General features: G+C 35.1%; 20 protein-coding genes and 4 tRNA genes. 7 read left to right on the top strand and 17 right to left on the bottom strand.

Features of this window, described 5'->3' with window-relative positions; all coding sequences use genetic code 11:
* The first annotated feature begins 13 nt into the window (after positions 1–13).
* Both C4H12_RS02120 and C4H12_RS02115 read left to right on the top strand, forming a co-directional pair.
* Positions 14–3,352 carry a TonB-dependent receptor gene (locus tag C4H12_RS02120; RefSeq protein WP_106097449.1) on the top strand — a complete coding sequence of 1,113 codons (3,339 nt, stop codon included), beginning with the start codon at positions 14–16 and terminating at the stop codon, positions 3,350–3,352.
* A 12-nt stretch (positions 3,353–3,364) separates the two neighbouring features.
* Positions 3,365–4,945, top strand: coding sequence for a RagB/SusD family nutrient uptake outer membrane protein (locus C4H12_RS02115; RefSeq protein WP_106097448.1), 1,581 nt, complete (start codon positions 3,365–3,367; stop codon positions 4,943–4,945).
* Positions 4,946–5,222: 277 nt separating this feature from the next.
* Here C4H12_RS02115 and C4H12_RS02110 read toward each other — a convergent pair whose 3' ends face one another.
* Positions 5,223–5,759, bottom strand: a complete 537-nt coding sequence (locus C4H12_RS02110) for a shikimate kinase (protein ID WP_106099398.1) — start codon at positions 5,757–5,759, stop codon at positions 5,223–5,225.
* A gap of 141 nt (positions 5,760–5,900) precedes the next feature.
* Between C4H12_RS02110 and C4H12_RS02105 the strand changes: the two genes are divergently transcribed.
* The 5 genes from C4H12_RS02105 to C4H12_RS13680 all read left to right on the top strand — a co-directional run bounded on the left by C4H12_RS02105 (position 5,901) and on the right by C4H12_RS13680 (position 10,072).
* A tRNA-Lys gene (locus C4H12_RS02105) sits at positions 5,901–5,973 on the top strand.
* Between the two features lie 36 nt (positions 5,974–6,009).
* A tRNA-Lys gene (locus C4H12_RS02100) sits at positions 6,010–6,082 on the top strand.
* A gap of 31 nt (positions 6,083–6,113) precedes the next feature.
* Positions 6,114–6,186, top strand: a tRNA-Lys gene (locus C4H12_RS02095).
* Positions 6,187–6,199: 13 nt separating this feature from the next.
* Positions 6,200–6,283, top strand: a tRNA-Leu gene (locus C4H12_RS02090).
* 144 nt (positions 6,284–6,427) lie between these two features.
* A complete protein-coding gene (locus C4H12_RS13680) occupies positions 6,428–10,072 on the top strand; it encodes a gliding motility-associated C-terminal domain-containing protein (protein ID WP_164997587.1) in 3,645 nt (1,214 codons plus the stop codon).
* Between the two features lie 1,507 nt (positions 10,073–11,579).
* On the opposite strand, the gene nqrF is transcribed toward C4H12_RS13680, so the two are convergent.
* The 16 genes from nqrF to C4H12_RS01985 all read right to left on the bottom strand — a co-directional run bounded on the left by nqrF (position 11,580) and on the right by C4H12_RS01985 (position 25,923).
* Positions 11,580–12,893: an NADH:ubiquinone reductase (Na(+)-transporting) subunit F gene (nqrF, locus tag C4H12_RS02060; protein ID WP_106097447.1), complete on the bottom strand. Its 1,314-nt coding sequence runs from the start codon at positions 12,891–12,893 to the stop codon at positions 11,580–11,582.
* The gene (gene nqrE, locus C4H12_RS02055; protein WP_106097446.1) at positions 12,877–13,623 is read right to left on the bottom strand and encodes an NADH:ubiquinone reductase (Na(+)-transporting) subunit E; all 747 of its coding nucleotides are present in this window, start codon (positions 13,621–13,623) and stop codon (positions 12,877–12,879) included. The genes nqrF and nqrE overlap by 17 nt, the downstream gene beginning before the upstream one ends.
* Positions 13,624–13,643: 20 nt before the next feature.
* Positions 13,644–14,291 (bottom strand): NADH:ubiquinone reductase (Na(+)-transporting) subunit D, encoded by a 648-nt coding sequence (locus tag C4H12_RS02050; protein ID WP_095897812.1) that lies wholly within the window; start codon positions 14,289–14,291, stop codon positions 13,644–13,646.
* 4 nt (positions 14,292–14,295) lie between these two features.
* A complete protein-coding gene (locus tag C4H12_RS02045; RefSeq protein WP_106097445.1) occupies positions 14,296–15,033 on the bottom strand; it encodes a Na(+)-translocating NADH-quinone reductase subunit C in 738 nt (245 codons plus the stop codon).
* A gap of 3 nt (positions 15,034–15,036) precedes the next feature.
* Positions 15,037–16,266: an NADH:ubiquinone reductase (Na(+)-transporting) subunit B gene (locus tag C4H12_RS02040; RefSeq protein WP_106097444.1), complete on the bottom strand. Its 1,230-nt coding sequence runs from the start codon at positions 16,264–16,266 to the stop codon at positions 15,037–15,039.
* 16 nt (positions 16,267–16,282) lie between these two features.
* Positions 16,283–16,789 (bottom strand): ClbS/DfsB family four-helix bundle protein, encoded by a 507-nt coding sequence (locus tag C4H12_RS02035; RefSeq protein WP_106097443.1) that lies wholly within the window; start codon positions 16,787–16,789, stop codon positions 16,283–16,285.
* Between the two features lie 6 nt (positions 16,790–16,795).
* On the bottom strand, positions 16,796–17,671 hold the full coding sequence (locus C4H12_RS02030) for a hypothetical protein (RefSeq protein WP_106097442.1): 876 nt from the start codon (positions 17,669–17,671) through the stop codon (positions 16,796–16,798).
* Positions 17,672–17,725: 54 nt separating this feature from the next.
* Positions 17,726–18,412 carry a suppressor of fused domain protein gene (locus C4H12_RS02025; protein WP_106097441.1) on the bottom strand — a complete coding sequence of 229 codons (687 nt, stop codon included), beginning with the start codon at positions 18,410–18,412 and terminating at the stop codon, positions 17,726–17,728.
* 34 nt (positions 18,413–18,446) lie between these two features.
* Complete coding sequence (locus C4H12_RS02020; protein ID WP_106097440.1) at positions 18,447–19,802, bottom strand: Na(+)-translocating NADH-quinone reductase subunit A; 1,356 nt, start codon at positions 19,800–19,802, stop codon at positions 18,447–18,449.
* Positions 19,803–19,889: 87 nt separating this feature from the next.
* Positions 19,890–20,852 (bottom strand): signal recognition particle-docking protein FtsY, encoded by a 963-nt coding sequence (ftsY, locus tag C4H12_RS02015; protein ID WP_106097439.1) that lies wholly within the window; start codon positions 20,850–20,852, stop codon positions 19,890–19,892.
* A gap of 113 nt (positions 20,853–20,965) precedes the next feature.
* The gene (locus C4H12_RS02010) at positions 20,966–21,118 is read right to left on the bottom strand and encodes a DUF4295 domain-containing protein (RefSeq protein WP_002680984.1); all 153 of its coding nucleotides are present in this window, start codon (positions 21,116–21,118) and stop codon (positions 20,966–20,968) included.
* 9 nt (positions 21,119–21,127) lie between these two features.
* Positions 21,128–21,310, bottom strand: coding sequence for a 50S ribosomal protein L33 (gene rpmG / locus C4H12_RS02005; protein WP_002672545.1), 183 nt, complete (start codon positions 21,308–21,310; stop codon positions 21,128–21,130).
* 23 nt (positions 21,311–21,333) lie between these two features.
* On the bottom strand, positions 21,334–21,570 hold the full coding sequence (rpmB, locus tag C4H12_RS02000) for a 50S ribosomal protein L28 (protein WP_106097438.1): 237 nt from the start codon (positions 21,568–21,570) through the stop codon (positions 21,334–21,336).
* 263 nt (positions 21,571–21,833) lie between these two features.
* A complete protein-coding gene (locus C4H12_RS01995; RefSeq protein WP_106097437.1) occupies positions 21,834–23,876 on the bottom strand; it encodes an HD family phosphohydrolase in 2,043 nt (680 codons plus the stop codon).
* Positions 23,877–23,918: 42 nt separating this feature from the next.
* Positions 23,919–24,953, bottom strand: coding sequence for an OmpA family protein (locus C4H12_RS01990; protein WP_106097436.1), 1,035 nt, complete (start codon positions 24,951–24,953; stop codon positions 23,919–23,921).
* Between the two features lie 184 nt (positions 24,954–25,137).
* Positions 25,138–25,923, bottom strand: a complete 786-nt coding sequence (locus C4H12_RS01985; RefSeq protein ID WP_106097435.1) for a zinc ribbon domain-containing protein — start codon at positions 25,921–25,923, stop codon at positions 25,138–25,140.
* Between the last annotated feature and the right edge of the window lie 2 nt (positions 25,924–25,925).

The raw sequence follows: 25,925 nt of genomic DNA, 5'->3' as shown, positions 1-25,925 counted from the left end.
TATATTTGTGATTATGAAACAAAAGTTTTCATTTTTATTGCTCTTTATGTTGCTCTTTTCTGCAGTGGGATGGGCGCAACAGGAAAGGAAGATTACTGGTACAGTAACTGCTGATGGCGCACCGCTGTTATTTGCATCGGTAATGGTAAAAGGTACCTCTCATGGTACTCAGACAGACGAAAATGGTAACTATACCATTAATGTTAAAGAAGGTGATGTACTTGAGTTCAGTTTTATGGGCTTTAGCACTGTAACACGTAAAGTATCGGGAACACGCCCTATAAATGTAACTTTGACAGAAGAAGCTAACCAATTAGATGAAGTAGTAGTAATGGCTTATGGTACTACCCAAAAGAAAGCCAAAGTTACTAACTCGGTAGCTACGGTAAAGGCAGAAGCTCTTTCAACTGGTTCATTTGCAAACCCAGCACAAGCTCTTTCGGGAGCAGTTGCAGGACTTAGAGTTGCTCAAACTTCAGGTAGTCCAGGAGCTGCACCTAGTTTAGTGCTTCGTGGTGGTACTAACCTTGATGGTTCTGGTTCACCTCTTATTATTATCGATGGACAAATAAGAGGAGGCTTAAACGATATCAACCCTGATGATATTGAATCAATGGATATCTTAAAAGATGCAGGAGCTACTGCCATTTATGGAGCAAGAGCCAGCAATGGGGTGGTATTAGTTACTACTAAGAAAGGTAAATCAGGAGCTTCTTCACTTAGTGTTAAGTTAAAAAATAGCTTTTCTTATATGAACAATCAGGTAGAATTTCTTAATGCTCGCGACTATCTCTACTGGCAACGTACTGCTATACGCAATGCTGCAAGAGTATGGCAAAATAGTTCGGGTGACTGGAAAGGCTTTACTAGCGAAGGTAGCTTAAGTGGAGTACAACCTTATGGTACTGCTAACAAACATTTTGCTAGTATGACTGATGACACAGTACTAAATGCTAACGAAAATGGCAATGCATATTGGTCTACTATGTTTTCTGAAAGCCTCTCTGCTTCTCAAAAACAAAGGCTTCTTTCAGAAGGTTGGCAAACTATGACTGACCCTATCACAGGTAAGGAACTTATATTCTATGATTTTTCTTTCAAAAAAGCAGCTTTCCGTCCTTTTGCGCTTACTAAAGATTATTCAGTGTCAATGACTGGTGGTAATGACAAAGGAAGATATTATGCAGGTTTAGGCTATTATCATCAAGAAGGTTTACCTATTATGAGCTGGTATAAGCGTCTGACTGGGACATTGAATGCTGAATACAAATTAAAACCTTGGCTTACCTCTAATAGTAACTTTTCAATAGCCTATGCTACTTGGTACAAAAATGCTAATGCGATAGGAGATGAAGCTTATTTTGGGCGTATGCTTTCAGCCCCTCCTACCCAAAAAGAAAAAGTAAACGGACAAATAGTTATGGGACGTGGTGGTAATGATGGTAACCCTCGTTTTTATGAAGGAGTATATCTTCGTGATAACAACACTAACAAAATTAACTTTGGACAGAGCTTAAGAGCTGATTTGTATAAAGGTCTTTCACTAACTGTGAGCGGACAAATAATGTTTGATGAAGAATTTTATGAAGGATTCAATAAAGACCATCAAACCTCACCAGGTAAAACAGAAAGTGTATGGAGTAGAAGTAGAGGTACTTCAGCTAGTTTTGATAGAACTATACGCCAAACTTATAATAGTATCTTAAATTACAAGTTTGATGTTAAATCTCATCATTTTGATGTTATGGCTGGTTATGAGTATTATGACAGCTATACACGTGGACTTAGTGCCTCAGGATCTGAAGCTCCTACTGATGAGTTCCAAGATTTAGGGTTAACTTCTAACAAAGAAGGTAAACGCGGTGTAGATTCTTATCATTATGGTAACAGAATTAAATCATATTTTGGTAGGATGAACTATGATTATGCTGATAAATATTTATTATCACTTACTATTCGCCGTGATGGATACTCTCGATTGATTAATAACCGGTGGGGTAATTTCCCTGCAGCATCTTTAGGTTGGATTATTACTCGTGAGGAATTCATACCTGATAATATAAAAGAAGTACTTTCATTTGCAAAACTAAGAACCAGTTTTGGATTAAATGGTAATGTACCTAGTGATTTTATAGGTGATTATACTTTACAAGGTTCTTATGGTACCCATAAGTACAATGGGGCGATAGGTTATGCTATCGGTAATTTCCCTAACAAGGGACTTCGTTGGGAAAAAACACGCACCTTTGAAGTTGGTTTAGACTTAGGCTTTCTAAAAAACCGTATCAATACTAACTTTACTCTATATGATCGTTTGACAAGTGATAAGATACAGTCGATGACCCTTCCACACTCATCAGGGGCATCATCTATAAATACTAACAATGGGTCTTTTAGAAATAGAGGGGTGGAAATAGAAACTAATTTCCAAATTATTAGAAAAAATGATTTACGTTGGGATTTAGCTATAAATGCTGCTTATAACAAAAACACTGTAATAAAACTACCTAACAATGGTTATCCTAATAACCGACAAAATGCTTTTGAAGTATATGATGGTACTACAGGCAATAAAAAATGGGTGGGCGGCTACCAAGAAGGACAAGAGCCAGGAGATCTGTATGTTCACGAAGCACTAGGTATATACAAAAATGAGGAAGAGGTACGCCGATTAGCTAATAATTTAGTAGACGAAACTGGGGGTAAAAAACTATATGGCCCTGCAGCTTGGGCAGCCCTAAGTGACGCTGAAAAAGAAAAAGGACTACCAATTCAGCCTGGTGATGTGATTTGGAAAGATGTGAATGGAGATGGAAAAATAGATAAGTATGACTTAGTAAAAGCAGGTAATGTATTCCCTAAATGGACAGGAGGTATCAATACCACTTTAAGCTATAAAAACTTACGCCTCTCTGCCCGTATGGACTATGCTCTTAAATTTAAACAAAGTATATCAGCAGGTAATTCATTACGCTGGTACTTAGGTAATATGCAAGGGACTTTTAACACAGTTGAACAAGTGAAAGAGACTTGGACTGCTGAAAACCCTAACGCTAAATACCCAAAATACTATTGGGCTGACCAACTTGGTAAACGCAATTATGACCGTAGTTCGACTATGTTTGTTTATGAAGGTAGTTACTTAGCTTTCCGTGAGGTAGCTCTTAGCTATAATTTTGAAAAAGATATAGTAAGTAAAATAGGACTAGACAACTTAGAAGTTTCTTTGATAGGACAAAACTTAGGTTACCTTACTAAAGCCGAAACCTACTCACCAGAAGCTTTAGGACAATCAAGTTCAGGTTATCCGCTACCAAGAACTATTATTTTAGGATTGAATCTAACCTTTTAAAAAATGCAACATATGAAAGTTTTAAAATATATAACAATTACTGCAGGGCTATTGCTTACAGCTTCTTGTAATGATTTAGACCTTGCCCCTTTAGATTATAATGGTAGTGGAAACTTTTGGAAAAATGAAGCTCAGGTAGTAGGTGCTATTGAGGGCGCTCATAACTATTTTAGAGGCAACAACTTCAACTACTGGTTATTAGGTGAGGCACGTGGAGGCACTATGATACCTGGCGGCACCTCATCATTAGATCAAAACTTATATTATTCTGATATAAAATCGCAGAATATTAGTGCTAAAAATCCTCAAAACAGTTCTTGGTTTGGTTTTTATGGAGATATTTTTAACATCAATAATGCGATTAAGAATATAGAAGACGCAGGGTACCTAAGCGCTGCTAATAAAAGTTACTATTTAGGTCAAATGTATGGGATGCGTGCGTGGTACTATTTTTGGCTTTACAGAACCTACGGAGGGGTACCTATTAAAACAGGCACTGAGATATTAGATAATACACCTACTAGTGGTAAAGAATTGTTTACCCCACGTAGTACTCCAAAAGCTACTTTAGACTTTATCAAGGCTGATATTAATAAATCGGAAGCTCACTTTACCGATTCTAATAAAGTAAATAATTTTGATAGAGTACATTGGTCCTATTATGCTACCTTAATGCTAAAAGCAGAGATTTATCTTTGGTCGGCTAAAGTAACTACAGGCGACCAAAGACCTGCAGTTAATGATTTAGCTACTGCTAAAGCAGCCTTAGATAAGGTAGTTAATTCGGGCAAATTTAGCCTTATGCCTAACTATTCAGATGTTTTTGATTATAAGAAAAAACAAAACAACGAGATTATCTTTGCTATGGCTAATTTAGAAAACGAATCAAGTACTCCATTTAGTTCATTTATGTACTACCCATCTAACTTTAACAATAAATTCGATGAAAATGGAAATGCTTTTGATAACAATGACCCTTTAAAACTTCAAGGAGGTCACTTATTTAATGAGTACAAATTTGAACTATTTGAAGCTTTTGATGCTACAGATACACGTAGAGCAAAAACTTTCTTATCTTTCTACAGCAATTCTGCTAAAACAAAAGGAAGAGGTTTAGCACTTATTAAATACATTGGTTTCATTAACACTGCTGGTACTCGTGTATATGCTGATGATATGCCTGTATATCGCTATGCTGATGCATTATTAATGTATGCTGAAATAGTTAATAAAGAGAATGGAGATCCTTCAACTTACATTAATCAAATAAGACAACGTGCTTATGGTACTAATTATTCATCAGCTGTAACCTATACTAATGGTACTTTTGCTGAAAATGAGTTAGCTATTTTGAAAGAACGTGATAAAGAGTTTGTAGCTGAATCAAAACGTTGGTTTGATGTTCTCCGCTTGCAAGATGCTGCAGGCAAGCCTCTTGTATTCTCAAATGAGGCTAGCTACGGTAAAGTAGCAGGTAGTGTACATCCTATATTAAAAGAAGCTACAGAAGCTTATAAGGTACTTTGGCCTATTAATAAGGATGTTATGAATAGAGATGAAACTGTTGAGCAAACACCTGGTTATACTGAATAAAGTGTTTTATCCATCAAAATACAATTAAATAAAAAAAGCTGTCTGTAACAGACAGCTTTTTTTATTTAATTAATCAGTGCAAAGTATAGAAAATTGAAATAAAAAATATATAATTAAAACTCTTTTTTTGCAAATAAAACAGAAAAATCTATTCTTTTAATTTTTTTATAGATGTTAGGAGTTTATCTTAAAATATCTTTATTCATCATGAATCCTAAAAGGCACCTCTAATTGTTTTTATTTTGATAGTTGAAAGATTTTTTGACATTATTACTTCTTATAAGAAATGAGGATGTGAAGAATTCATAATCTTTAATAATTGCTGAAGACTTTCCTCTAAAGTGAGCCCATCCATAATAACTGTATAGGTAGCTTGATGATAGAAAGGAGCACGTTCAAAGAGGTGTTTACTAATGAATTCCTCTAAATCTTCTCTTTTAACGCCTTTTAAAAGGGGACGGCCTTTTTCTTTTTCTAAGCGTTGATAAAGACTATGAGGACTGTATTTTAGATAAATACTTAGAGTATTAAAGGCTTGTTGTATGAGAAGCATATTATTACCAAAACAAGGAGTACCTCCGCCTAAGGAGAGAATAAAATTATCCTCTCGGTTTAAAAGTTGTTGGAGGTAAAAAGCTTCTTTTTTACGAAAGTAAATCTCGCCTTTTGTAGCAAAAATATTCTGTACTGATATTTTTTCTTGTGTTGCAATATAATCATCAAGATCAATAAAAGGGATTTTTTTAGTAGTTGCTAAAGCTTTTGCAAGGGTTGTTTTACCACTTCCCATATAACCAATTAAAATTATTTTCATATATAAACTACTGTTAAACAAAGGATTGAAAAAATAATTAAAAAATAAAGTGCAAAAATAATGATTTTTTCTTGTATAGAAAAAAAAAAAGTTATACCTTTGCACCCGCAAACAAGGAAAAAGAACTTGTTACCGTGGCCTGACTCGGTAGCTCAGCTGGTAGAGCACGACACTCTTAATGTTGGGGTCCTGGGTTCGATCCCCAGCCGGGTCACAGGGTTTATACAATTTGTTTTTCATTTTATGAAAAGACTTGGTAGCTCAGTTGGTAGAGCACAACACTTTTAATGTTGGGGTCCTGGGTTCGAGCCCCAGCCAGGTCACAGGTTATACAATTTGTTTTTATTTTTTTAAGACTTGGTAGCTCAGTTGGTAGAGCACAACACTTTTAATGTTGGGGTCCTGGGTTCGAGCCCCAGCCAGGTCACATAATAAGTCTTGCCTACGTGGAGAAATTGGTAGACTTGCCATCTTGAGGGGGTGGTGCTCATTAGGGCGTGCTGGTTCGAATCCAGTCGTAGGCACACTTTAAGTTAATAATTATAAAAAAAGGAGTATTCAAGTCTTTGGATACCCCTTTTTCATTATTGCAAAAAAAATATTATTTTCTATTTGCTTGATTCAAAAAATATTATTAGCTTTGCAGCATAAATTAACAACTAATACTTATGAGAGTAATGCAACCACAAACTAAGACCTCATCTACATTTTTTCTTGCTTTTTCTTTATTTTTCTTTAATATTTTTGCAACAACAATTGCTTCTACTAATTTAAAGATACATTATTCTATTATTAATAACCTACCCAAAATCACTCTTATTACAAAGAATGATACTTATACTATTACAACTTCATCTGAAAAACAATTAGTAGGTAGTGTGTATGAAAATGATAGTTTGGATGGGATTACACTTGCTGGAAGAAAGTTAGAGCCTAAAATTATATCTACTACTACCAGTGTTATAGGAGGAGAGCCTCTAAGAATAATGAACTTATCGGGGATGATAACTATTCCTGCTAATACTCCTATTGGTACTTATATTTTAGTATATCAGCTTTGTAATGAAGATAATCCTAATGAGTGTAGCGAGGCTAGTGTGACGATTAATGTTATAGAAAAAGTAGCTATTTCAAATACACAAAGTCCTACTGTAACAGCTCCTACTACTATTATTGCACTAGACGATACTTATACTATTACAACTTCATCTGAAAAACAATCTGTAGGCAGTATATATGATAATGACCTAATAGGTTCCTCTACTCCTACTGATGAAACTGTTAATTCATCTGTTGTATCAGGTTCTGATAAAAACATTCTTAATATAGCACTAGGAGGAAAGATTATTATCCCTGCAAATATACCTGTTGGGACTTACTCTTTAATGTATCGTATCTGTGAAGAAGCGGATCCTAAACATTGTGCAGCTGCTACTGTAACTGTAAATGTAGTTGCTACTATAACGACTCCTACTACTCAAACTCCTACTACTCAAACTCCTACTACTCAAACTCCTACTACTCAAACTCCTACTACTCAAACTCCTACTACTCAAACTCCTACTACTCAAACTCCTACTACTCAAACTCCTACTACTCAAACTCCTACTACTCAAACTCCTACTACTCAAACTCCTACTACTCAAACTCCTACTACTCAAACTCCTACTACTCAAACTCCTACTACTCAAACTCCTACTACTCAAACTCCTACTACTCTTATTGTAAAAGATGATACTTATACTATTACAGTTTCATCTGAAAAACAATTTGTAGGTAGTGTATATGATAATGACCTAATAGGTAATGCTACTCCTTCTGATAAAACTGTTAATTTATCAGTTGTATCTGGTTCTGATAAAAACATACTTAATATAGCCTTAGGAGGAAAGATTATTATACCTGCCAACACCCCTGTAGGAACTTACTCCTTAGTATATAGTATTTGCGAAGAAGCTTATCCTAAACATTGTGTTACTGCCACTGTAACTGTAAATGTAGTTGCTTCTGTAACTACTCCTACTACTACTCAAACACCTACTATACAGACTCCCACTACTCTTATTGCTCTAGATGATACTTATACTATTACAATTTCATCTGAAAAACAATTTGTAGGTAGTATATATGATAATGACCTAATAGGTAATGCTACTCCTTCTGATAAAACTGTTAATTTATCAGTTGTATCTGGTTCTGGTAAAAGCATACTTAATATAGCCTTAGGAGGAAAGATTATTATCCCTGCCAACACCTCTGTAGGAACTTACTACTTAGTATATAGTATTTGCGAAGAAGTTTATCCTAAACATTGTGTTACTGCCACTGTAACTGTAAATGTAGTTGCTTCTGTAACTACACAGACACCTACCACTCAAACACCTACCACTCAAACACCTACCACTCAAACACCTACCACTCAAACACCTACCACTCAAACACCTACCACTCAAACACCTACCACTCAAACACCTACCACTCAAACACCTACCACTCAAACACCTACTACTCAAACTTCTACTACTTTTATTGCTCTAGATGATACTTATACTGCTACTGTTTCATCTGAAAAACAATTTGTAGGTAGTATATATGATAATGACCTAATAGGTAATGCTACTCCTTCTGATGAAACTGTTAATTTATCAGTGGTATCAGGTTCTGGTAAAAATATTCTTAATATTGCATTAGGAGGAAAAATTATTATTCCTGCCAACACTCCTGTAGGAACTTACTCTTTAGTGTATCGTATCTGTGAAGAAGCATATCCCAAACATTGTGCTACTGCCACTGTAACTATAAATGTAGTTGCTTCTGTAACTACACAGACTCCTACTACTACTCAAACACCTACTACTCAAACACCTACTACTCAAACACCTACTACTCAAACACCTACTACTCAAACACCTACCACTCAAACTCCTACTACTCTTATTGCACAAAATGACACTTATACTATTACTGCTTCTTCTGAAAAACAATTTATAGGTAGTATATATGATAATGACCAATTGGGCACTGCTACTCCATCTGATAAAACTGTTAATTTATCTGTATCTAGCTCTAGTAAAAATATTCTTAACATAGCCTTAGGAGGAAAAATTATTATTCCTGCCAACATACCTATTGGAACTTACTCTTTAGTATATAGTATTTGTGAAGAAGCTAATCCTAAACATTGTGCTACTGCTACTGTGATTATAAATGTAGTAGCTATTGTAACTACTCCTACCACTCAAACTCCTACCACTCAAACTCCTACTCTTATTGCACAAAATGACACTTATACTATTACTACTTCTTCTGAAAAACAATTTGTTGGTAGTATATTTGACAATGACCAACTGGGCACTGCTAGTCCCACTGATGAAACTGTTAATTTATCTATTGTATCAGGTTCTAGTAAAGACATTCTTAATATAGCACTAGGAGGAAAGATTATTATCCCTGCTAACATACCTGTTGGAATTTACTCTTTAGTATATAGTATTTGTGAAGAAACTAATCCTAAACATTGTGCTACTGCTACTGTAATTATAAATGTAGTAGCTACTGTAACTACTCCTACTATAACTCCTACTATAACTCCTACTATAACTCCTACTATAACTCCTACTATAACTACTCCTACTATAACTACTCCTACTATAACTACTCCTACTATAACTACTCCTACTATAACTACTCCTACTGTAACTACTCCTACTGTAACTACTCCTACTGTAACTACTCCTACCTCAATAGGAATCTCTCTAACTCCTATAGCCATAGATGATAATATTACAACTTTTATGAATATCCCTATAGAAATTCCTATACTCAATAATGATACTACCTATAATAGTACACCTACTATAACTATTTTTCCTCTTAAAGGAATTGCAGTTCTTAATGAAAATAACACCATATATTACCAGCCTAATAATAATTTTATTGGTTTTGATAGCTTTGTTTACAACTTATGTTCAGATAATTTTCCTGAACATTGTAGTTCTGCTACTGTCACTATAAAAGTAACCCACAAAGTAGAGGTTTTCAATGGTATTTCAGCTAACAACGATAATAAAAATGACTATTTTCATATCTTAGGCATTGAAAAGTACCCTAATAACAAAGTTCTAATTTTCAGTAAAGATGCTAAAAAAGTATTTGAGTGTTTTAATTACAATAATGAAACCAATGTTTTTGAAGGAAAGTACAAAAAAACTTTAAAATCTTTACCTTCTAATACTTACTTTTATTTCATTGAATATAAAGATGAAAACCAACAAACTCAAAATCTCAAAGGATGGTTTTATCTAAAGAACTAAGTTATGGTAAGATAGTTTTTCTTGTTAAATATCACTAGTGTCCAATAAAAAATGACACTAATCAAAGTTAAATAATAATGTTCCACTGAACTATTTCGTTCTTTGTTATTATGAATATAGTTTTGTCAAAAAGTTCTCTCAAAGGAGTTTTATCTGTCAACGAAATACTGAATAGCTGCAGGAGTTTATAATCACTTCTCTTAAGTTTCATATCATATTGTATAATAGCAACTAAACAGTAAGCAGATATAGCTGCATAGATTTATATTCTTACAGCACAGATTTTTTTTGATCTTGAGATTTTATTTGAGACATTTAAAGAAAAACTCAACTTGTCATCTGTTTTTATGAAGTTTTGCAATTTGTTAAGCCGTTAGATGTTTAGCATTGGTAAAATAGGTAAACTCTTTGTTCGACTCGTTATCTCAATAACGAATAAGCCTGAGAGATTCTGGATAGTATTGATGAGGATAGTATCCAATCAATTCAATCTCTGCATCAGGCAATATGTTCTTCGGAAATCGACGTTTATATTTAATACATTTATATTGAGAGTTTTTCTTGGATCTGACAACAAAGAAAGAGTTTAATGTTTTGATTTTATAGAGATGCTTGAAGTCATTGTATCCTCTGTATGAACCTATCTCATAAGGAATTATATCCATAGCATTTACATCATTTACTTTGGCATTTGTAACATTAAAGATCATTGCCTTTTGATTTTCAATATCATAGAGGGCATGTATCTTGATCTATCCTTTATATTTACGAAACTTAGCCTACCAAAATACATCTAAACATAAGTTTATAGTAGTTCAATCAAAAGCATACATATTGCCTCCTAACTTAAAGATATCTATAGTGCGTTTACTTCTAACTTCATTAATAAGGAAGTAAGCAAAATCCTCGAAGATATAATAATCTCGGTTTTGATTTGTTTTTGCAAGATCACTCTTAGTTTCATGTTTACCAAATCCGAGATGATAACTCTTTTTCTAATGAGCATTAATTGCTACTATCAGGTCACAAAGACTTTAACAATTACTAAGTTGACCAAACATGAGTATAAGTAACTGATTTGAACAGCTGAAGAAATTGAGATACTTATCACTCTCATATTACGAACTAGATAATTAAAATGATTTCTGTTAAGAAATGAGACTAACTGAACGAAAACAATTTTATCTTGATGCACATACACAATCTTATGATGTTCTACAAAGGAATGAAATCAAATCCGTTAATTCAGAAATTATATAACTAACTATATTTCAAAGAACAATTATTAATTTTAAATAGACAACAGTGGTTTAATATATATTCTATATTATTAGCTAAGTAATATAAAAACTTTTAAGCATTGTACTAATCCAGCACAAAAAATTATTAGTATAAAAAAATATTGTTATGTTGACAATAATTATAAAAAACGAAAAGAAACTTTTTCTATATCATAAAAAAATCCGACCTATTACTAAGTCGGATTTTTGTATAATGTAGGTAGTTATTAACCACCAAAGTCGTCGAAACGGATGTTTTCATCAGGCATACCAAAGTCTTGCCCCATTTTCTGAACAGCTTTGTTCATCATTGGAGGACCGCAGAAGTACAATTCTATATCTTCTGGGGTATCGTGTTTGCTCAAATACTGCTCAATTACAGCGTTGTGAACAAATCCTAAGAAACCATCACCTTCGGTATCGTGTATATCTTTCTTCACTTTCCAATTATCCTCTGGTAGTGGTTCAGAAAGCACGATAAAGAACTTAAAGTTAGGGAATTCACGCTCTAATTCACGGAAATGCTCTACATAGAACAACTCACGTTTTGAACGACCTCCATACCAATAAGTTACAATACGTCCTGTCCTTAAGGTTTTGAATAGGTGGTACAAGTGCGAACGCATAGGCGCCATACCTGCACCCCCTCCTACGTATAACATCTCTGCATTAGATTCGTTGATAAAGAACTCACCATAAGGGCCTGAGATAGTTACCTTATCACCTGGTTTTCGAGAGAAGATGTATGATGAAGCAACCCCAGGGTTTACGTCCATCCAACCTCCTTTAGCTCTGTCGAACGGAGGGGTAGCAATACGTACGTTTAGCATAATCTCACGTCCTTCAGCAGGGTAAGAAGCCATAGAGTAGGCACGTTCAGCAGGCTCAGTATTTTTCATCACCAATGGCCATAGCTTGAACTTATCCCATTCCATTTTGAACTTATCGGGTTCACCTGGGTGTTCTACAGGGTGTGCAGTGATATCGATATCGGAGTATTTTACCTCACAAGGTGGGATTTCAATTTGGATGTATCCCCCTGGTTTATAGTCCATATCCTCAGGGATTTCTACCACAAACTCTTTGATGAAAGAGGCAACGTTGTAGTTACGCACTACAGTAGCTTGCCATTTCTTGATACCAAACACTTGTTCTGGCACCCCAATTTTCATATCTTGTTTTACTTTCACTTGGCAAGCCAAACGCACTCCTTCTTTCAATTCTTTTTTAGTAAAGTGAGGAGTTTCGGTAGGGAGTGCTTCTCCCCCACCTTCGTATACGTGGCATTCACATTGTAAACAAGACCCTTTACCACCACAAGCTGATGGCAAGAAAATCTTTTCGTTACCTAAAGTAGAGAGCAGTGAACCTCCAAGAGGCACTTCAACTACTTTTTCGTTATTGATAGTAATTTTTACAGGTCCCGATGGGGTTAGTTTCTGTTTTACGTAAAGCAAAATAGCAACCAACAATAGGATTACAACTAATAATCCTATCACCGTTACTGCAATAGTTGTTAATATTTCACTTGCTAATATCATTGCTTAAATCTTTTGTGTTATGAGCTAATTTATCAGTTTTAACTTCTTGTTGGATAGTAGTCTCTTGTTTAGGAGCTTCTTTAGCTTCTTCTTTTTTGCTGCTACCACCTGTAAGCATGCCACCAAAGCTCATAAAGCCGATAGCCATAAGACCTGTGATGATGAAGGTGATACCTAAGCCGCGCAAAGGTGCAGGCACGTGTGAATAACGTATTTTCTCACGAATAGCAGCCAATGCTAAGATAGCGATAGCCCAACCCAATCCTGAACTCACTCCATAGGCTACTGAAAGACCGAATGAGTGAATTACTTCAGCACGTGATTGCATAAAGAGAGACCCCCCTAAGATAGCACAGTTTACCGCTATCAAAGGTAAGAAGATACCCAATGAGTTATACAAAGATGGTGAGAATTTCTCTACTATAATCTCTACTAACTGTACCATTGTTGCAACCGTAGCAATGAACAAGATATAAGTAAGGAAGCTCAAATCGTAATTAGCGTACTCTTCGCCTAACCAACGCAAAGCACCCTCTTTGAGTATGTACTCATTAAGTAGCCAGTTCATAGGTACAGTAAGAGTTTGTACGAATATAACGGCAGCTCCTAAGCCTATGGCAGTAGATACTTTTTTAGATACAGCCAAGTACGAACACATACCTAAGAAGGTAGCGAAAATCATATTCTCAACGAATATTGATTTAAAAATCAGTGTTAAATATTCTAACATTTTCTTTTCTTTTTAAATGATTAATGACTGTCTTCTATCAAGGCTTTGTTACGTGAGCGTTGTACCCACACTACTATACCATAGGTTACCAAAGCCATAGGTGCTAACAACATAAAACCGTTGTTCTCATAGCCTAATGCATAAGCTCCCGTTTTTTTGATAGGGTCTCCTAATACTTGGAAACCGAGCAAAGTACCAGAACCTAATAGTTCACGGAAAAAAGCAACGATAAGCAAAGCGATAGAATAACCACCTGCATTACCAATAGCATCTAAGAACGATTTTCCTGGAGGGTTACCCAAGGCAAACGCCTCAAAACGTCCCATCAAAATACAGTTGGTAATGATAAGCCCTACATATACTGATAGCTGTTTGCTAAGGTCGTACACATAGGCTTTAAGCACAAAGTCCACCACGATTACCAAAGCAGCTGCTACAATTAGCTGAGCGATGATACGGATTTTAGGTGGTATTACATTTCTAAGCAAAGAAATGGTTACGTTACCCATTACAAGTACAAAGGTAAAGGAAAGGCTCATTACGATAGCGGCTTTCAGTTGGGCTGTAATTGCCAAAGCAGAACAGATACCCAACACTTGTACCGTTACGGGGTTGTTATCCCATAAAGGGTCAGTTACTAATTTTGTATCTTTTTTTGATAGTCCCATAGTCTTATTTATTTAAACTTTTAATATAGGATATATAAGGCTCTAAGCCATCGCGTATCATATTTTGTACTCCATTTCCTGTGAGGGTTGAGCCAGCGATAGCGTCTACTTTACCATCTTCTTTACGTTTGTTTTCAGGGTCGCCATTGCTTTTTGAAATTTGAATGCTTTGGAAGTTACCTGTAGCATCTAAGAGGTGTTCCCCAATAAAGTCGTCCATAAAGAAACGTTCTTTGATATTAGCCCCTAAACCGGCAGTTTCTCCTTTATGGTCGAAGAAAACGCCACGTACAACAAGATCTTTATCTACGGCTATATATCCCCAAATAGCATCCCATAAACCACGTCCATTTACGGGAATGATATAGAGTGTAGTTCCATCTTTTTCACCTACATAAAGAGGCAGACCTTCACGATGACCGTTGAAGTTGATAAGGTCGTTTACACCTTCTACTTTCTCAGCGGTATTTCCTTTGATAAGGTATTGTTCTTTCACATAGTTAGGGAACTCTTTTTCAGCATCAGTGGTAGAAAGAAACTCTACTTTACCTCCTCCAAGCTCACCTTGGTTGTGATTTACTCCCATAGCATAGAGAATGTTTTGTTTCTTTTCTAACTTTTTATTGTTACTGATATCACTGCTCAATGCTGATGAAATACCAGCGAGCAAAGCTCCTACGATTACCACCATTATAATGGCGAAAATCACTGTATACGAATTACTTTCTGTTTTTACTGCCATAATTTATGCGGTTTTAGTAACTGTTTTTAAACGTTTTTTACGACGAGATACATTAGCTTGTACTACAAAGTGGTCGATAGTAGGAGCTAGTACATTCATCAATAGGATAGCGAGCATTACCCCTTCAGGATAAGCAGGGTTGAAGCAACGGATAGCAATTGCTATGAAACCTGCTAAGAATCCGTAGATATACTTACCTGTATTTGTTTGTGCTGCGGTTACTGGGTCGGTAGCCATAAATACAGCTCCAAATGCTAAACCTCCAATGAGCAAGTGTTGATAAGCTGGTATACTCCAAATAGCGTGGAATGAAGTGCCTACCATATTTGGCGCTAAAGTATTGAAAATTAATCCCATTACCCAAGCTCCTACAAACATACTCACCATTACACGCCAAGAAGCGATTTTGGTATAGATGAGGAATAAACCTGCTAAGAGGATAAGAATTGTAGAAGTTTCACCTACTGAACCTGGGATAAACCCGAAAAGGAGGTCAGAATCGGTGTAGTGAATAGAGTGCCCTTGTGCCAAGTTACCTAAGATAGTTTCTCCTGAAACCGCATCTAAGTTTGCACCTGCAGCGATTTCTTTAGAACGACCTAATACGCCAGTTACCCATACTTTATCCCCTGTCATTGAAGTAGGATAAGCAAAGAATAAGAAAGCGCGAATGGTAAGTGCAGGGTTTAAGATATTCATACCTGTACCCCCAAATACCTCTTTACCAATGATTACTCCAAAGGCTACTGCCACAGCAAGCATCCAAAGAGGAATATCTATAGGAACGATAAGAGGTACTAACATACCAGTTACTAAATATCCTTCTTCTACTTCGTGACCGCGGATAGTAGCAAAGATAAACTCAATGCCCAAACCTACCACATACGAAACGACTACTAAAGGAAGTACTTTAATAAAACCAATACAGAAGTTTGTCCAGCTCCAAAAATCACCACTACAGAAAGCTAAGCCTTCAGCAGGATGCGTTAAGTGACCAAAAGCCACTTCGTGCTGGTAACCTGTATTGAAAATACCAAAAATCAAACAAGGAATGAGTGCTAAAACCACCATATTCATTGTTCGTTTTAGGTCGTCGGCAGCCTTAATATGGGTACCTCCGTGAGTTACCTCATTAGGCGTATAAAGGAAAGTGTGGAGCGCATTGAAAGTGGTCTCCATCTTAGTTCCTTTATACTTTTCTTTTAATGTATTTAATTTACTTTTTAAACTCATTTTCTTAATGAATAAGTTAATTATTTCTTTTTATTGATTTGCGAATTAGTTTTAAAGCCCAATCATAATGACTTGATGTTGCCGAAACTAAGTAAGAGCCAAGTGAGGTTGTACCCGTCCAATGATACTTCTTTTTGGTAAAAAGCTCTTCATCTGAGTGTTTCTGTATAAGTTGAAACACTTTATTATGAGAAGCTTCAAAAAGGGAGAGTATCTCAGCAAGTGATACTTTTTGACATTGCTCCCATATTTCTCGGTTGAGTTTAGGAGTATCAGAAAAAGTATAACCCTCTTTAGGTATTTTAGGTTTCTCACCTCGCATTCCTACCTCATACCAATTTAGGAATAATAAATGCCAATGATATAAGTGTCCTATAACATCGCGAATATTTCTATTCATTGTACCTTCTGGAAAGGAGTCTTCTCGCTGCCCCTCAGGTAGTGTTTCTATCAAAGAAAGTAACTTTTGGTAATTTTCTTTAGCTAAAAACTCTAAATCTATTTTCGTTGCAGGTCTTGCCATTTTAATTTAAGCTTTTGACTTTAGCATATCGTAAACAGTTTTATCAATACGTAGATATTCTATAAAATTATCTGTATCAAACTCTACTTTATCTTTCTTAGCTACCTTAGCTTTTTCATTAGTTACTGAAATGTAATATTCATTACCAGAAGCAAACAAAGTAAAAACACTATGACTTTGATCTTGATTACCTTTTTCAATAGTAGTTCCTAATTCTTCCCAATTACCTTGTTCTGCTAATTGTTTAAAGTTATTAGAATTTTCTATATAAGAAAAAACTGGTAATTCTTCTTCTTTAAACCACTCATCAAGAGTTTCATTAAAGGGTTCTTTAGAACGTGCTATCGAACCTATTACAGCTATTATTACGATAATCAAAAACTCTATCACCCAAATAATAGTAAGGAAAGTACCTGTTACTACGGAACCTTTAAAGCCCCATGTCCCTTCTTCATTGATAAGACCTATCAATCCAAAAAGTTCTGACGGATTTGCTAATAAATAAAGTAATTGATCAAATTGCACATTGCTTACTGCAACACCTATTTTTTTATTACCAATTACTTCACCTGTATTAATAGCTAAATCAGCCCATACTATCCATTGTAAGTAATAAGCTACAAGTGATGCTATAAGAGCAAAGAAAATAGCTAAGCCATAATTACGGACTTTACCTATCTTAATTACTATTTGCCCAACTGCAATAGCAATAACAAAACCAAAACCTGCTGTAACCAAAAAGTTAAGATATACAAATGGTATATACCATATAGCATAAGCATAAATAGCTGCTAATATAGGTAATACTACTGCACAAACTAATAATAAATATACAAATGATAATGGTGAAAATTTGCCCGAAGGCTTGTAATAGTTTGACATATTCTGTTTTTTTTTTTAAAACTGTTTACTTATTGTATCTATAAATTTATATGTTTACACATACGAATTTTGCCTTTCTAAATCGGTGATGAGCAATGGATTGTCTTCTCTGATCTTATTAATGAGTTCCTCTACTCTATCGGTAGTAGGATCTTTATACAGCCAATCCAATTCTTGTTGTGTAATCGCTACCATTTGTAAAAAAGCTATCTCACCATTAGGAGTTTCAATCGTACCCAACTGAGGATCGGGTGCAAAGGCTATCCCTACTAACTTGGTGTCGCATTCCAAACGTATAGGACCATTGGCTGGAATAAAGTGATAGGCTTCAAACCATTTTTTGCTATTGAATACATAACGCGCTAAATTCTGCATCATATTCATAGCCCAAGAAGGTTCGTTTTTAGCTCCTTCCGCATTTTTATCTCCTTCAAAAGGTACCACGCGGAAAGTAAACTCAAACCCCCAACCACTAAATTCATTTTCAGCACTTTCAGGAGAATAATACAACTCACTCATTCCATAAGAAACTATATGACGGTGGAAAGTTTGCTCGTGGTTGTCGTAGATACTAATACCATCAAGCGGGTCTTCACCTCCCAACATATATTTTAGAATAGTACCATAATGACGAGGCTCTTGCTCAGGATAAACCTTCAATAAAGCCTCATCCATAGCCTCCCACCCTACAGCATCTTCTTCTTCAAATTGTGCTTTGTATTGTTCTTCTGTATAACTCATCGTTAAAAAGGTAAAATTCTTACTTTATAAACTATTAGCCTAATTCTGCCATCATTAAATCAAGTCCGTCTCTGATGATTTGTTGATGTGGTTGTTTAGACACACACACAAATTCAGTAAGGGCAAAATCCTCAGGGGCTACTTCATAAGCTCCTAAATTTTCCAATTCATCTAAATCCTTATACAAGCAGGCTTTTAGCAACTGCATAGGGTAAATATTCAATGGGAAAACTTCTTCATACATACCTGTTACCACAAAAGCGCGGTGTTCACCATTAGTATTGGTGTTCAAGTTGTATTTTTTCTTAGGATTTAACCAAGAGAAGGTAAGCGAACGTGTAAGCGAAATTTTATTAGCTATAGGTTTTGCCCAACCAAATAAATCATAGTCATTCCCTTCAGGAATAGCTGTTATTTGGTCGTCGTAGAAACCTAAGAATCCTGTTTCACTCGCTTGTGTACCTGTAAGCACATCACCACTGATAATACGTGTATTACCAACTTGTTGTACTTGGCTTCCTACTACTCCAGTAATTTGAGCACCAGCAAGCACAGTAACATAATGCGGCTTCTCAATGCGTGAGCCTGTAAGGGCTACAGTACGTGTGAGATTAAGTTTACCTGTAAGGAAGAGTTCCCCTATCACCACCAAGTCTTGAGGAGTTACTACCCATATCACTTCTCCCTTATTTATTGGACTTATTTGTGCAATCTGTGTACTAACATTCCCAGCTGGATGTGGTCCTGTAACATTGTGCACCTCTATGTCCTTAAGGTTGCGGAAAGGTGATAACGAGCTGTTTTTAAAAACAGACACGTGTACTTTACCTGTGGTGAGTTTAGCTAAGGCTGTAAGAGCTGTTTGTAGTGTTTCCTCTTTGCCTTTTAGCACATAATCGTAATCTGGAGCAAGTGGATTAGTTTTGCAAGCTGATACAAAAATAGCCTTTGGCTTTCTATCAGGATTTGCAATCACATCGTAAGGACGTTGTTTAATAAAAGGCCAACAACCTGACGATAAAAGGTGTGCCTTAATCTCCTCACCTTGCATCTCATTTACATTTTTCTTTCCATAGTCTTTAAAAACTTGTTCTTGATTTGGAGTAATGTGTATTTCTAACACCTTACGTCTTTCACCTCTCACAATCTCCTTAATGGTACCACTTACCGGAGAAGGAAATAGAACACGCTCATCACTCTTTGAAAAGAATAGTGCTTCACCTGCTTTCACTTCATTACCCTCACGCAGTAATAGCTTAGGAATAATTCCGTGAAAATCAATGGGTTTAATTCCATACAAAGGTGCAAGCGGAAGCTGTTGCGTTGTTTTATCAGCTTCGCCTTCCAAATGTATGTCTAACCCTTTTCGAATGCGGATGTCGTTTGACATATCTAATAATATTAGTTAGTTTTAAAATTAGGCGCAAATATACGAATTTATTTTTGATAAAAAATAATCTTTGCTCTTTTTTATTTTTTAAACTTTGAAGAAAGAATCTACAAACTCATATTTATTAAAGATTTGCAGGTCATCCATCCCCTCTCCTACTCCTATATATTTTACTGGAATTTGAAATTGATCTGAAATACCTATCACTACTCCTCCCTTAGCTGTTCCATCCAATTTAGTAACTGCCAAAGCTGTCACCTCAGTAGCTTTTGTGAATTCTTTAGCTTGTTCAAAAGCATTTTGCCCCGTTGAGCCATCTAGTACTAATAACACTTCATGAGGAGCATCTGGAATTACCTTTTGCATCACTCGTTTAATTTTTGACAGCTCATTCATAAGGTTAATTTTATTATGTAATCGCCCTGCTGTATCAATAATTACTACATCAGCATTTTGTTTCACAGCCGAACTCAAGGTATCATAAGCTACTGAAGCTGGGTCACTACCTAACTGTTGTTTAATCATTGGCACTCCAGTACGATCTGCCCATACTTGTAACTGATCAATAGCTGCTGCACGAAAAGTGTCAGCAGCACCCAATACTACTTTAAGCCCTTTTTTCGTAAACTGACTTGCTAATTTACCTATAGTTGTAGTTTTTCCAGCTCCATTTACCCCTACAACCATCATTACATAAGGTTTTTCATCCAAAGGAAGAACAAAATCAGTAGCCTCACCCGTATGTGTTTCAGAAAGTAGTGCTGCTATTTCTTCCCGTAAAATAGCATTTAGCTCATTAGTACCCAAATACTTATCTTTAGCTACTCGTGCCTGAATTCGATCTATGATTTTAAGAGTTGTATTAACTCCTACATCACTAGCAATTAGCACTTCTTCTAGGTCATCTAACACCTCATCATCTACCTTTGATTTTCCTACAAGTGCTTTTCCAAGCCTATCAAAAAAAGAATTCTTTGATTTTTCCAACCCCTTATCCAAGGTTTCTTTTTTTTCTTTTGAAAAAATGTTCTTTAAAAATTGAAATGCCATAACTTTTATATTTTTTGTAAATCACGTGCAAAGGTAATAAAAAAGTTGATATATGCAAAAAAGCCGTCTCACGACAGCTTTTTTTAGATATGATAAAAATAGAGAAAATTTAATTATTTCTTCTTCAAAAATTCATCAACAAGTTCAGGAGCCATTACACTTTCTACAAAAGTGTAAGCACCTGTTTTAGGTGATTTCACCATTTTGATAGCTTTAGTAAGCTTTTTTGATTTCCCTTGTAGGGTTGCTACTGTTTTCTTTGCCATATCGTTGTATTATTTTATTTCTTTATGAACGGTTACTTTTTTTAGAATAGGATTGAACTTTTTAAGTTCTAATCTATCGGGAGTGTTTTTTTTATTTTTGGTAGTGATATAACGAGAAGTTCCTGGTAAACCTGATTCTTTGTGCTCAGTGCACTCCAAAATAACCTGAATTCTATTTCCTTTTTTAGCCATTTTTCAGTACGTTTTTTTTTAATTTAGTTAATATATCCGTTGCGTTCTACCTCTTGAAGCACTGCATAAATACCCTTCTTATCAATAGTCTTAATTGCAGATGCTGATACTTTAAGAGTAATCCAACGATTTTCCTCAGGAATGAAGAACCGTTTAGTACGAAGATTCACATTAAACTTACGTTTTGTTTTGTTCATTGCGTGCGACACGTTGTTGCCCACCAATGCTTTTTTGCCTGTTAAGTCACAAACTCTTGCCATTTTTTTCTCTATTTATTTTATGTGTTATTTATATTCAGGGCGCAAAACTACAACTATTTTTTTTAATACCAAAACTTTTTTAACAAAAAAAGAATACAGACAACATAAGAAAACACCACAATACGCTATAAAACATTATAAATCAAATTATTATAATCAAATTATTTAATCTATAACTTTTTTGTCAATATTCTAAAAAAACTAACTCAATAACATTTTTTAGCCACTCAAAGTAGAAATTAATACTTAAAAATTATCACTCCTTATTCAGGATAAGCAATTCGCACATGATATATATTTATCAGTTTACTTTTAAATACCTTTTTTATACACTCTATCTCTTTAAAGGATATATCTGAATTGGCAAACTGATTATCTTCTAACTGTTTTTTGATAATACGTTCCACAAACTCTTCTAAAGCTTCATAAGTAGGATTCTTAAGACTTTTAGTTGCTGCTTCTACTGAATCTGCCATCATTAGTATAGCAGTTTCTTTTGAAAAAGGAATAGGACCTGGATACCTAAAATCTTCCTCTTTGGCATCTGGATTAGTATCCAACTCTTTACGATAGAAATAATAAGTAAGACTACGTCCGTGGTGAGTTCGTATAAAGTCTATAATACGTTCAGGAAGCTTGTTTTTATGAGCAAGTTCTACACCATCTGTCACATGTTTAATAATCACCTTTGCACTTTGGGAGGGAGTAAGTTGGTCATGAGGATTTAAACTTGTCTTTTGATTTTCAATAAAATAAAGTGGGTTTTCCATTTTACCTATATCATGATACAATGCGCCTACCCGCACCAATAGGGTATTTGCTCCTATCTCAGCAGCAGCAGCTTCTGCCAAATTAGCTACTTGCATTGAGTGCTGAAAAGTACCTGGTGCCTTTTCCGACAATTGCCTTAAAAGTTTAGAATTAGTATCCGATAGTTCCAAAAGAGACACATCCGATACCAACCCAAAAGTACGCTCATAAATATAAGTAAAAGGCTGCGAAAACAATATTCCTATTCCATTAAGTATAAATAATGTTAGTAACGATATGTCAATCCCTTTTAAAGTCCCCTCTGTAATAACATGAAAAGCTATGTATATAAGTAAATAGGCTCCAGTAATAAGCCCTGCCGATATAAAACTACTCAACCTATAATGAACACTTTTAGGAGTGAGAATAATCGTCATAGCAGCTATAATCTGAATAAAAACAAACTGAAAACTATTAGGTACTATAAAACCTGTTATTAGTATAGTACTAATATACATAAATAGTACTGTACGAAGATCAAAAAACGATTTAAGTATCAGTACCATCATTGCTATAGGCACTAAGTAGATATAGTCTGGAAAGTGACGCGCCATTAAGCCTACTAATAGTATCATTGATAGCATATTCAGCAAAATAACACTTAACTTCAAATTGTTTTTATATACTTTCTTTTCATAAATTTTCAAATACAAAAGCATTACTACAAGTACTACTGCTACCAAAAAGTAATACCCCACTTGTGACCAGTTATAATTATTCTGACTCCAAGTCTGACTTTCGTATTCATCTTTCAAAGAAGACAACATATTATACTTCTCTCCTTCTACCAACTCACCTTTAGCAATAATAATTTTACCTTTGCTCACCCAACCGCGTGTATAAACTATCTCCTTTAAATTCTGACGCAAGTTTTTCTGTGTAAAATTCTGATCAATAACAAGATTAGGTGTAAGTATATCAAAAAACAAATCGTAATACTCTTTTTGATACTCATCATAAGGTGGTTGACTAAAATAACTCTTTACAGCCTCTTTAATACTTTCTAATGATAAAATATTAGCTGTCGGAAGTTCAGTAATTTGATTATTACTATCTATCACTGCTATTTTAGAATCATTATTCGCTGTTTTTTTTAACAATATCCCTCTTTGGTAATTTTCCACCAAAAAAGAATGAGCTCTCTTCCTCAGCAACTCTGCTTTTGCCATCGGTATACGGTCAAAATAGTAATGTTGTTTTTGCTGATACTTCTGCATAGCGACCCCAAAAGCTGCTGTATCCTTACGGTAATATACAGTCGATTGCTCTGTAATATGCCGTTCTTCTGCTTTTATTTGCTCATCTGTTTTCTTTAGAGGAAAATCAAATGGAGCATAAAGGTTTTCATGTTGCCACAATTCTCCCTTCCGAAATTCATATTTAAACTTCGTTTTCCCAGGAAATACTTGTAAGATAAGTATCAAGGCCACCAATAATGATAGCAGTTTAAAAAGAAGTGATGTTTTTGCTAATCGTTTTATATTCTTCACAGTCATTCTAATAAACAGTTTCAGGGCGCAAAAATACAAAATAATGCCTTATTTTATAATAAACTCTACCCTTTTGTTTGCTTGATGTTGTTCTTCAGTACAAGACGAATCATTTTCACAATCATATACTGGTTGTGTTTCTCCATAGCCCTTAGCTGTAATACGCTTAGTTTGTATGCCTTTATCTACTAACCACTGCCATATAGACTGTGCCTGACTTTCTGATAATTTCATATTGTAATCTTCATCCCCTCGGCTATCAGTATGTACCTTTATATCCAAAGACACCATAGGGTTCATTTCTAAAAACACTAATATTTTAGCCAGTTGTACTGAGGCATCATAACGAATGTTTAACCTACCATAGTCAAAATGAATATTCTCAATCTCAAAAGTAATAGCTAAGTTATCTCCCGTATTCACCTCTTGTACCAAAGGATCTAACTGAATTATTTGCTGCATTTCACCAGTTTTTTGAAATACCAAAGGAGTAGTTGAAACCTCATATTCTGGTTTTACTACCTCCAAATAACCGTATTCAAAAAGAGCTTGCGACTGTTTATCAGATAACACAAAAAAACTATTAGAATCCGACTTTGTTGTAAGAAATACATTCATTTGAGCATCAAAAAGTGTAATAGCTGCCCCTTCAATTTCTTTCCCATTTTCACCATCAAGAACCAAACCTATCAGTTCTTTATAATCTCTATTATTAGGATTAGGTGGTGCAACAGCAGTCTTAATAAAATCCGTAAAAAAGAGTCGTGAAACGCTAGTAAATCGTTCCATTTGTTTTTGAGCTTCTTTATTCTTCCCCAATTCTTTCAAGGTATGTGCATAGTGGTAATAGTCTATAGCTGTAGGCATATACCCCACTGTTGTAACTAATTTTTCATACCATGTCTGTGCTTGTGAATAAAGATGCAAGGCATAATAATAATTTGCCAACCTAGTAACTACCTCTTGAGTAGTATAGCCTTTTTCAGCTATATTTTGGTATACCAAAGCAGGAGTAAAACGAATTTGTGCTTCAGCACCCGATAAATAGCAAATAAGCAAGATAATAAAAAACCTTATTCTCATAGCTTCTAATTTTTAATCTTTCAGTTGGGTACAAAAGTACAAAATTAATATCAAATAACAATGAATATTACACAATTATTTTTACGAAAATCTTTACTTTACATTCTATTTCTTACAAAATAAAAAGTCCGAAAAGCAAAAAAAACACTTTTCAGACTATAAAGTAATAACAACTTTTAAATTTCTATTTTTGGAAGCTCTTAAACAAAGTCTCCATTTTTTCTCTTTCTTCTTCAGCCAAAGCAGCATCTACCAATATACGGCCACTATGCTCATCGGTAATAATTTTCCTACGTGAAGCTATTTCTACCTGCACTTGAGGCGGAATAGTAAAGAATGAGCCTCCTGAAGCTCCACGCTGTATAGGCACTACCGCCAATCGGTTCACTACACTACTGCGTATACGCTGATAAGCTTTCAGTAAGCGCTCTTCAATTTTAGCCGCATACTCTTCTGCTTTTTCTCTTAAGAAAGCTTCTTCTTTTTCAGTTTCAGCCAATACCGAACTAAGCTCTGCTTTTTTATGTTTTAAGTGGGCATCACGTTGAGATTTGCGTTCATCTACTTGCTTGATAGCTTCTTTCTTTTGGTCTACTTGAGCTTTACCTTCTTTAATGCGTTTCTCTGCTAATTGTACTTCCAACTCTTGGAATTCAATTTCCTTAGCCAGTGAGGTATACTCACGGTTATTTCGCACATTTTTCTGTTGGGTAGTATATTTTTTTATAAGCTCTTTAGCCTCCTCAATTATAGTTTTCTTCTCTGCTATACCTGCTTGCAAAGCTTCCAATTCTTCTTTAAATTTTACGTGGCGCTTTTTCAAACCTTCTACCTCATCTTCAAGGTCTGAAACCTCTAAAGGTAGCTCGCCACGAGTATACTGTAACTCATCAATTTTTGAATCAATAAGCTGTAAATCATACAGTGCTCTTAACTTTTCTTCTACGGTAATATCCACTTTTTGTGCCATAT

Source organism: Capnocytophaga sp. oral taxon 878, from assembly GCF_002999135.1.
Classification (GTDB): domain Bacteria; phylum Bacteroidota; class Bacteroidia; order Flavobacteriales; family Flavobacteriaceae; genus Capnocytophaga.
The sequence above is the reverse complement of the archived record's forward strand: the minus strand, read 5'-3'. Positions and strand labels throughout refer to the sequence as shown.

Excerpts from the sequence above, each read along its gene's own strand:
- C4H12_RS02120 (WP_106097449.1), top strand. The coding sequence starts at position 14 with ATGAAACAAAAGTTTTCATTTTTATTGCTCTTTATGTTGCTCTTTTCT.
- C4H12_RS02115 (WP_106097448.1), top strand. The coding sequence starts at position 3,365 with ATGAAAGTTTTAAAATATATAACAATTACTGCAGGGCTATTGCTTACA.
- C4H12_RS02110 (WP_106099398.1), bottom strand. The coding sequence starts at position 5,759 with ATGAAAATAATTTTAATTGGTTATATGGGAAGTGGTAAAACAACCCTT.
- C4H12_RS13680 (WP_164997587.1), top strand. The coding sequence starts at position 6,428 with ATGAGAGTAATGCAACCACAAACTAAGACCTCATCTACATTTTTTCTT.
- nqrF (WP_106097447.1), bottom strand. The coding sequence starts at position 12,893 with ATGATATTAGCAAGTGAAATATTAACAACTATTGCAGTAACGGTGATA.
- nqrE (WP_106097446.1), bottom strand. The coding sequence starts at position 13,623 with ATGTTAGAATATTTAACACTGATTTTTAAATCAATATTCGTTGAGAAT.
- C4H12_RS02050 (WP_095897812.1), bottom strand. The coding sequence starts at position 14,291 with ATGGGACTATCAAAAAAAGATACAAAATTAGTAACTGACCCTTTATGG.
- C4H12_RS02045 (WP_106097445.1), bottom strand. The coding sequence starts at position 15,033 with ATGGCAGTAAAAACAGAAAGTAATTCGTATACAGTGATTTTCGCCATT.
- C4H12_RS02040 (WP_106097444.1), bottom strand. The coding sequence starts at position 16,266 with ATGAGTTTAAAAAGTAAATTAAATACATTAAAAGAAAAGTATAAAGGA.
- C4H12_RS02035 (WP_106097443.1), bottom strand. The coding sequence starts at position 16,789 with ATGGCAAGACCTGCAACGAAAATAGATTTAGAGTTTTTAGCTAAAGAA.
- C4H12_RS02030 (WP_106097442.1), bottom strand. The coding sequence starts at position 17,671 with ATGTCAAACTATTACAAGCCTTCGGGCAAATTTTCACCATTATCATTT.
- C4H12_RS02025 (WP_106097441.1), bottom strand. The coding sequence starts at position 18,412 with ATGAGTTATACAGAAGAACAATACAAAGCACAATTTGAAGAAGAAGAT.
- C4H12_RS02020 (WP_106097440.1), bottom strand. The coding sequence starts at position 19,802 with ATGTCAAACGACATCCGCATTCGAAAAGGGTTAGACATACATTTGGAA.
- ftsY (WP_106097439.1), bottom strand. The coding sequence starts at position 20,852 with ATGGCATTTCAATTTTTAAAGAACATTTTTTCAAAAGAAAAAAAAGAA.
- C4H12_RS02010 (WP_002680984.1), bottom strand. The coding sequence starts at position 21,118 with ATGGCAAAGAAAACAGTAGCAACCCTACAAGGGAAATCAAAAAAGCTT.
- rpmG (WP_002672545.1), bottom strand. The coding sequence starts at position 21,310 with ATGGCTAAAAAAGGAAATAGAATTCAGGTTATTTTGGAGTGCACTGAG.
- rpmB (WP_106097438.1), bottom strand. The coding sequence starts at position 21,570 with ATGGCAAGAGTTTGTGACTTAACAGGCAAAAAAGCATTGGTGGGCAAC.
- C4H12_RS01995 (WP_106097437.1), bottom strand. The coding sequence starts at position 23,876 with ATGACTGTGAAGAATATAAAACGATTAGCAAAAACATCACTTCTTTTT.
- C4H12_RS01990 (WP_106097436.1), bottom strand. The coding sequence starts at position 24,953 with ATGAGAATAAGGTTTTTTATTATCTTGCTTATTTGCTATTTATCGGGT.
- C4H12_RS01985 (WP_106097435.1), bottom strand. The coding sequence starts at position 25,923 with ATGGCACAAAAAGTGGATATTACCGTAGAAGAAAAGTTAAGAGCACTG.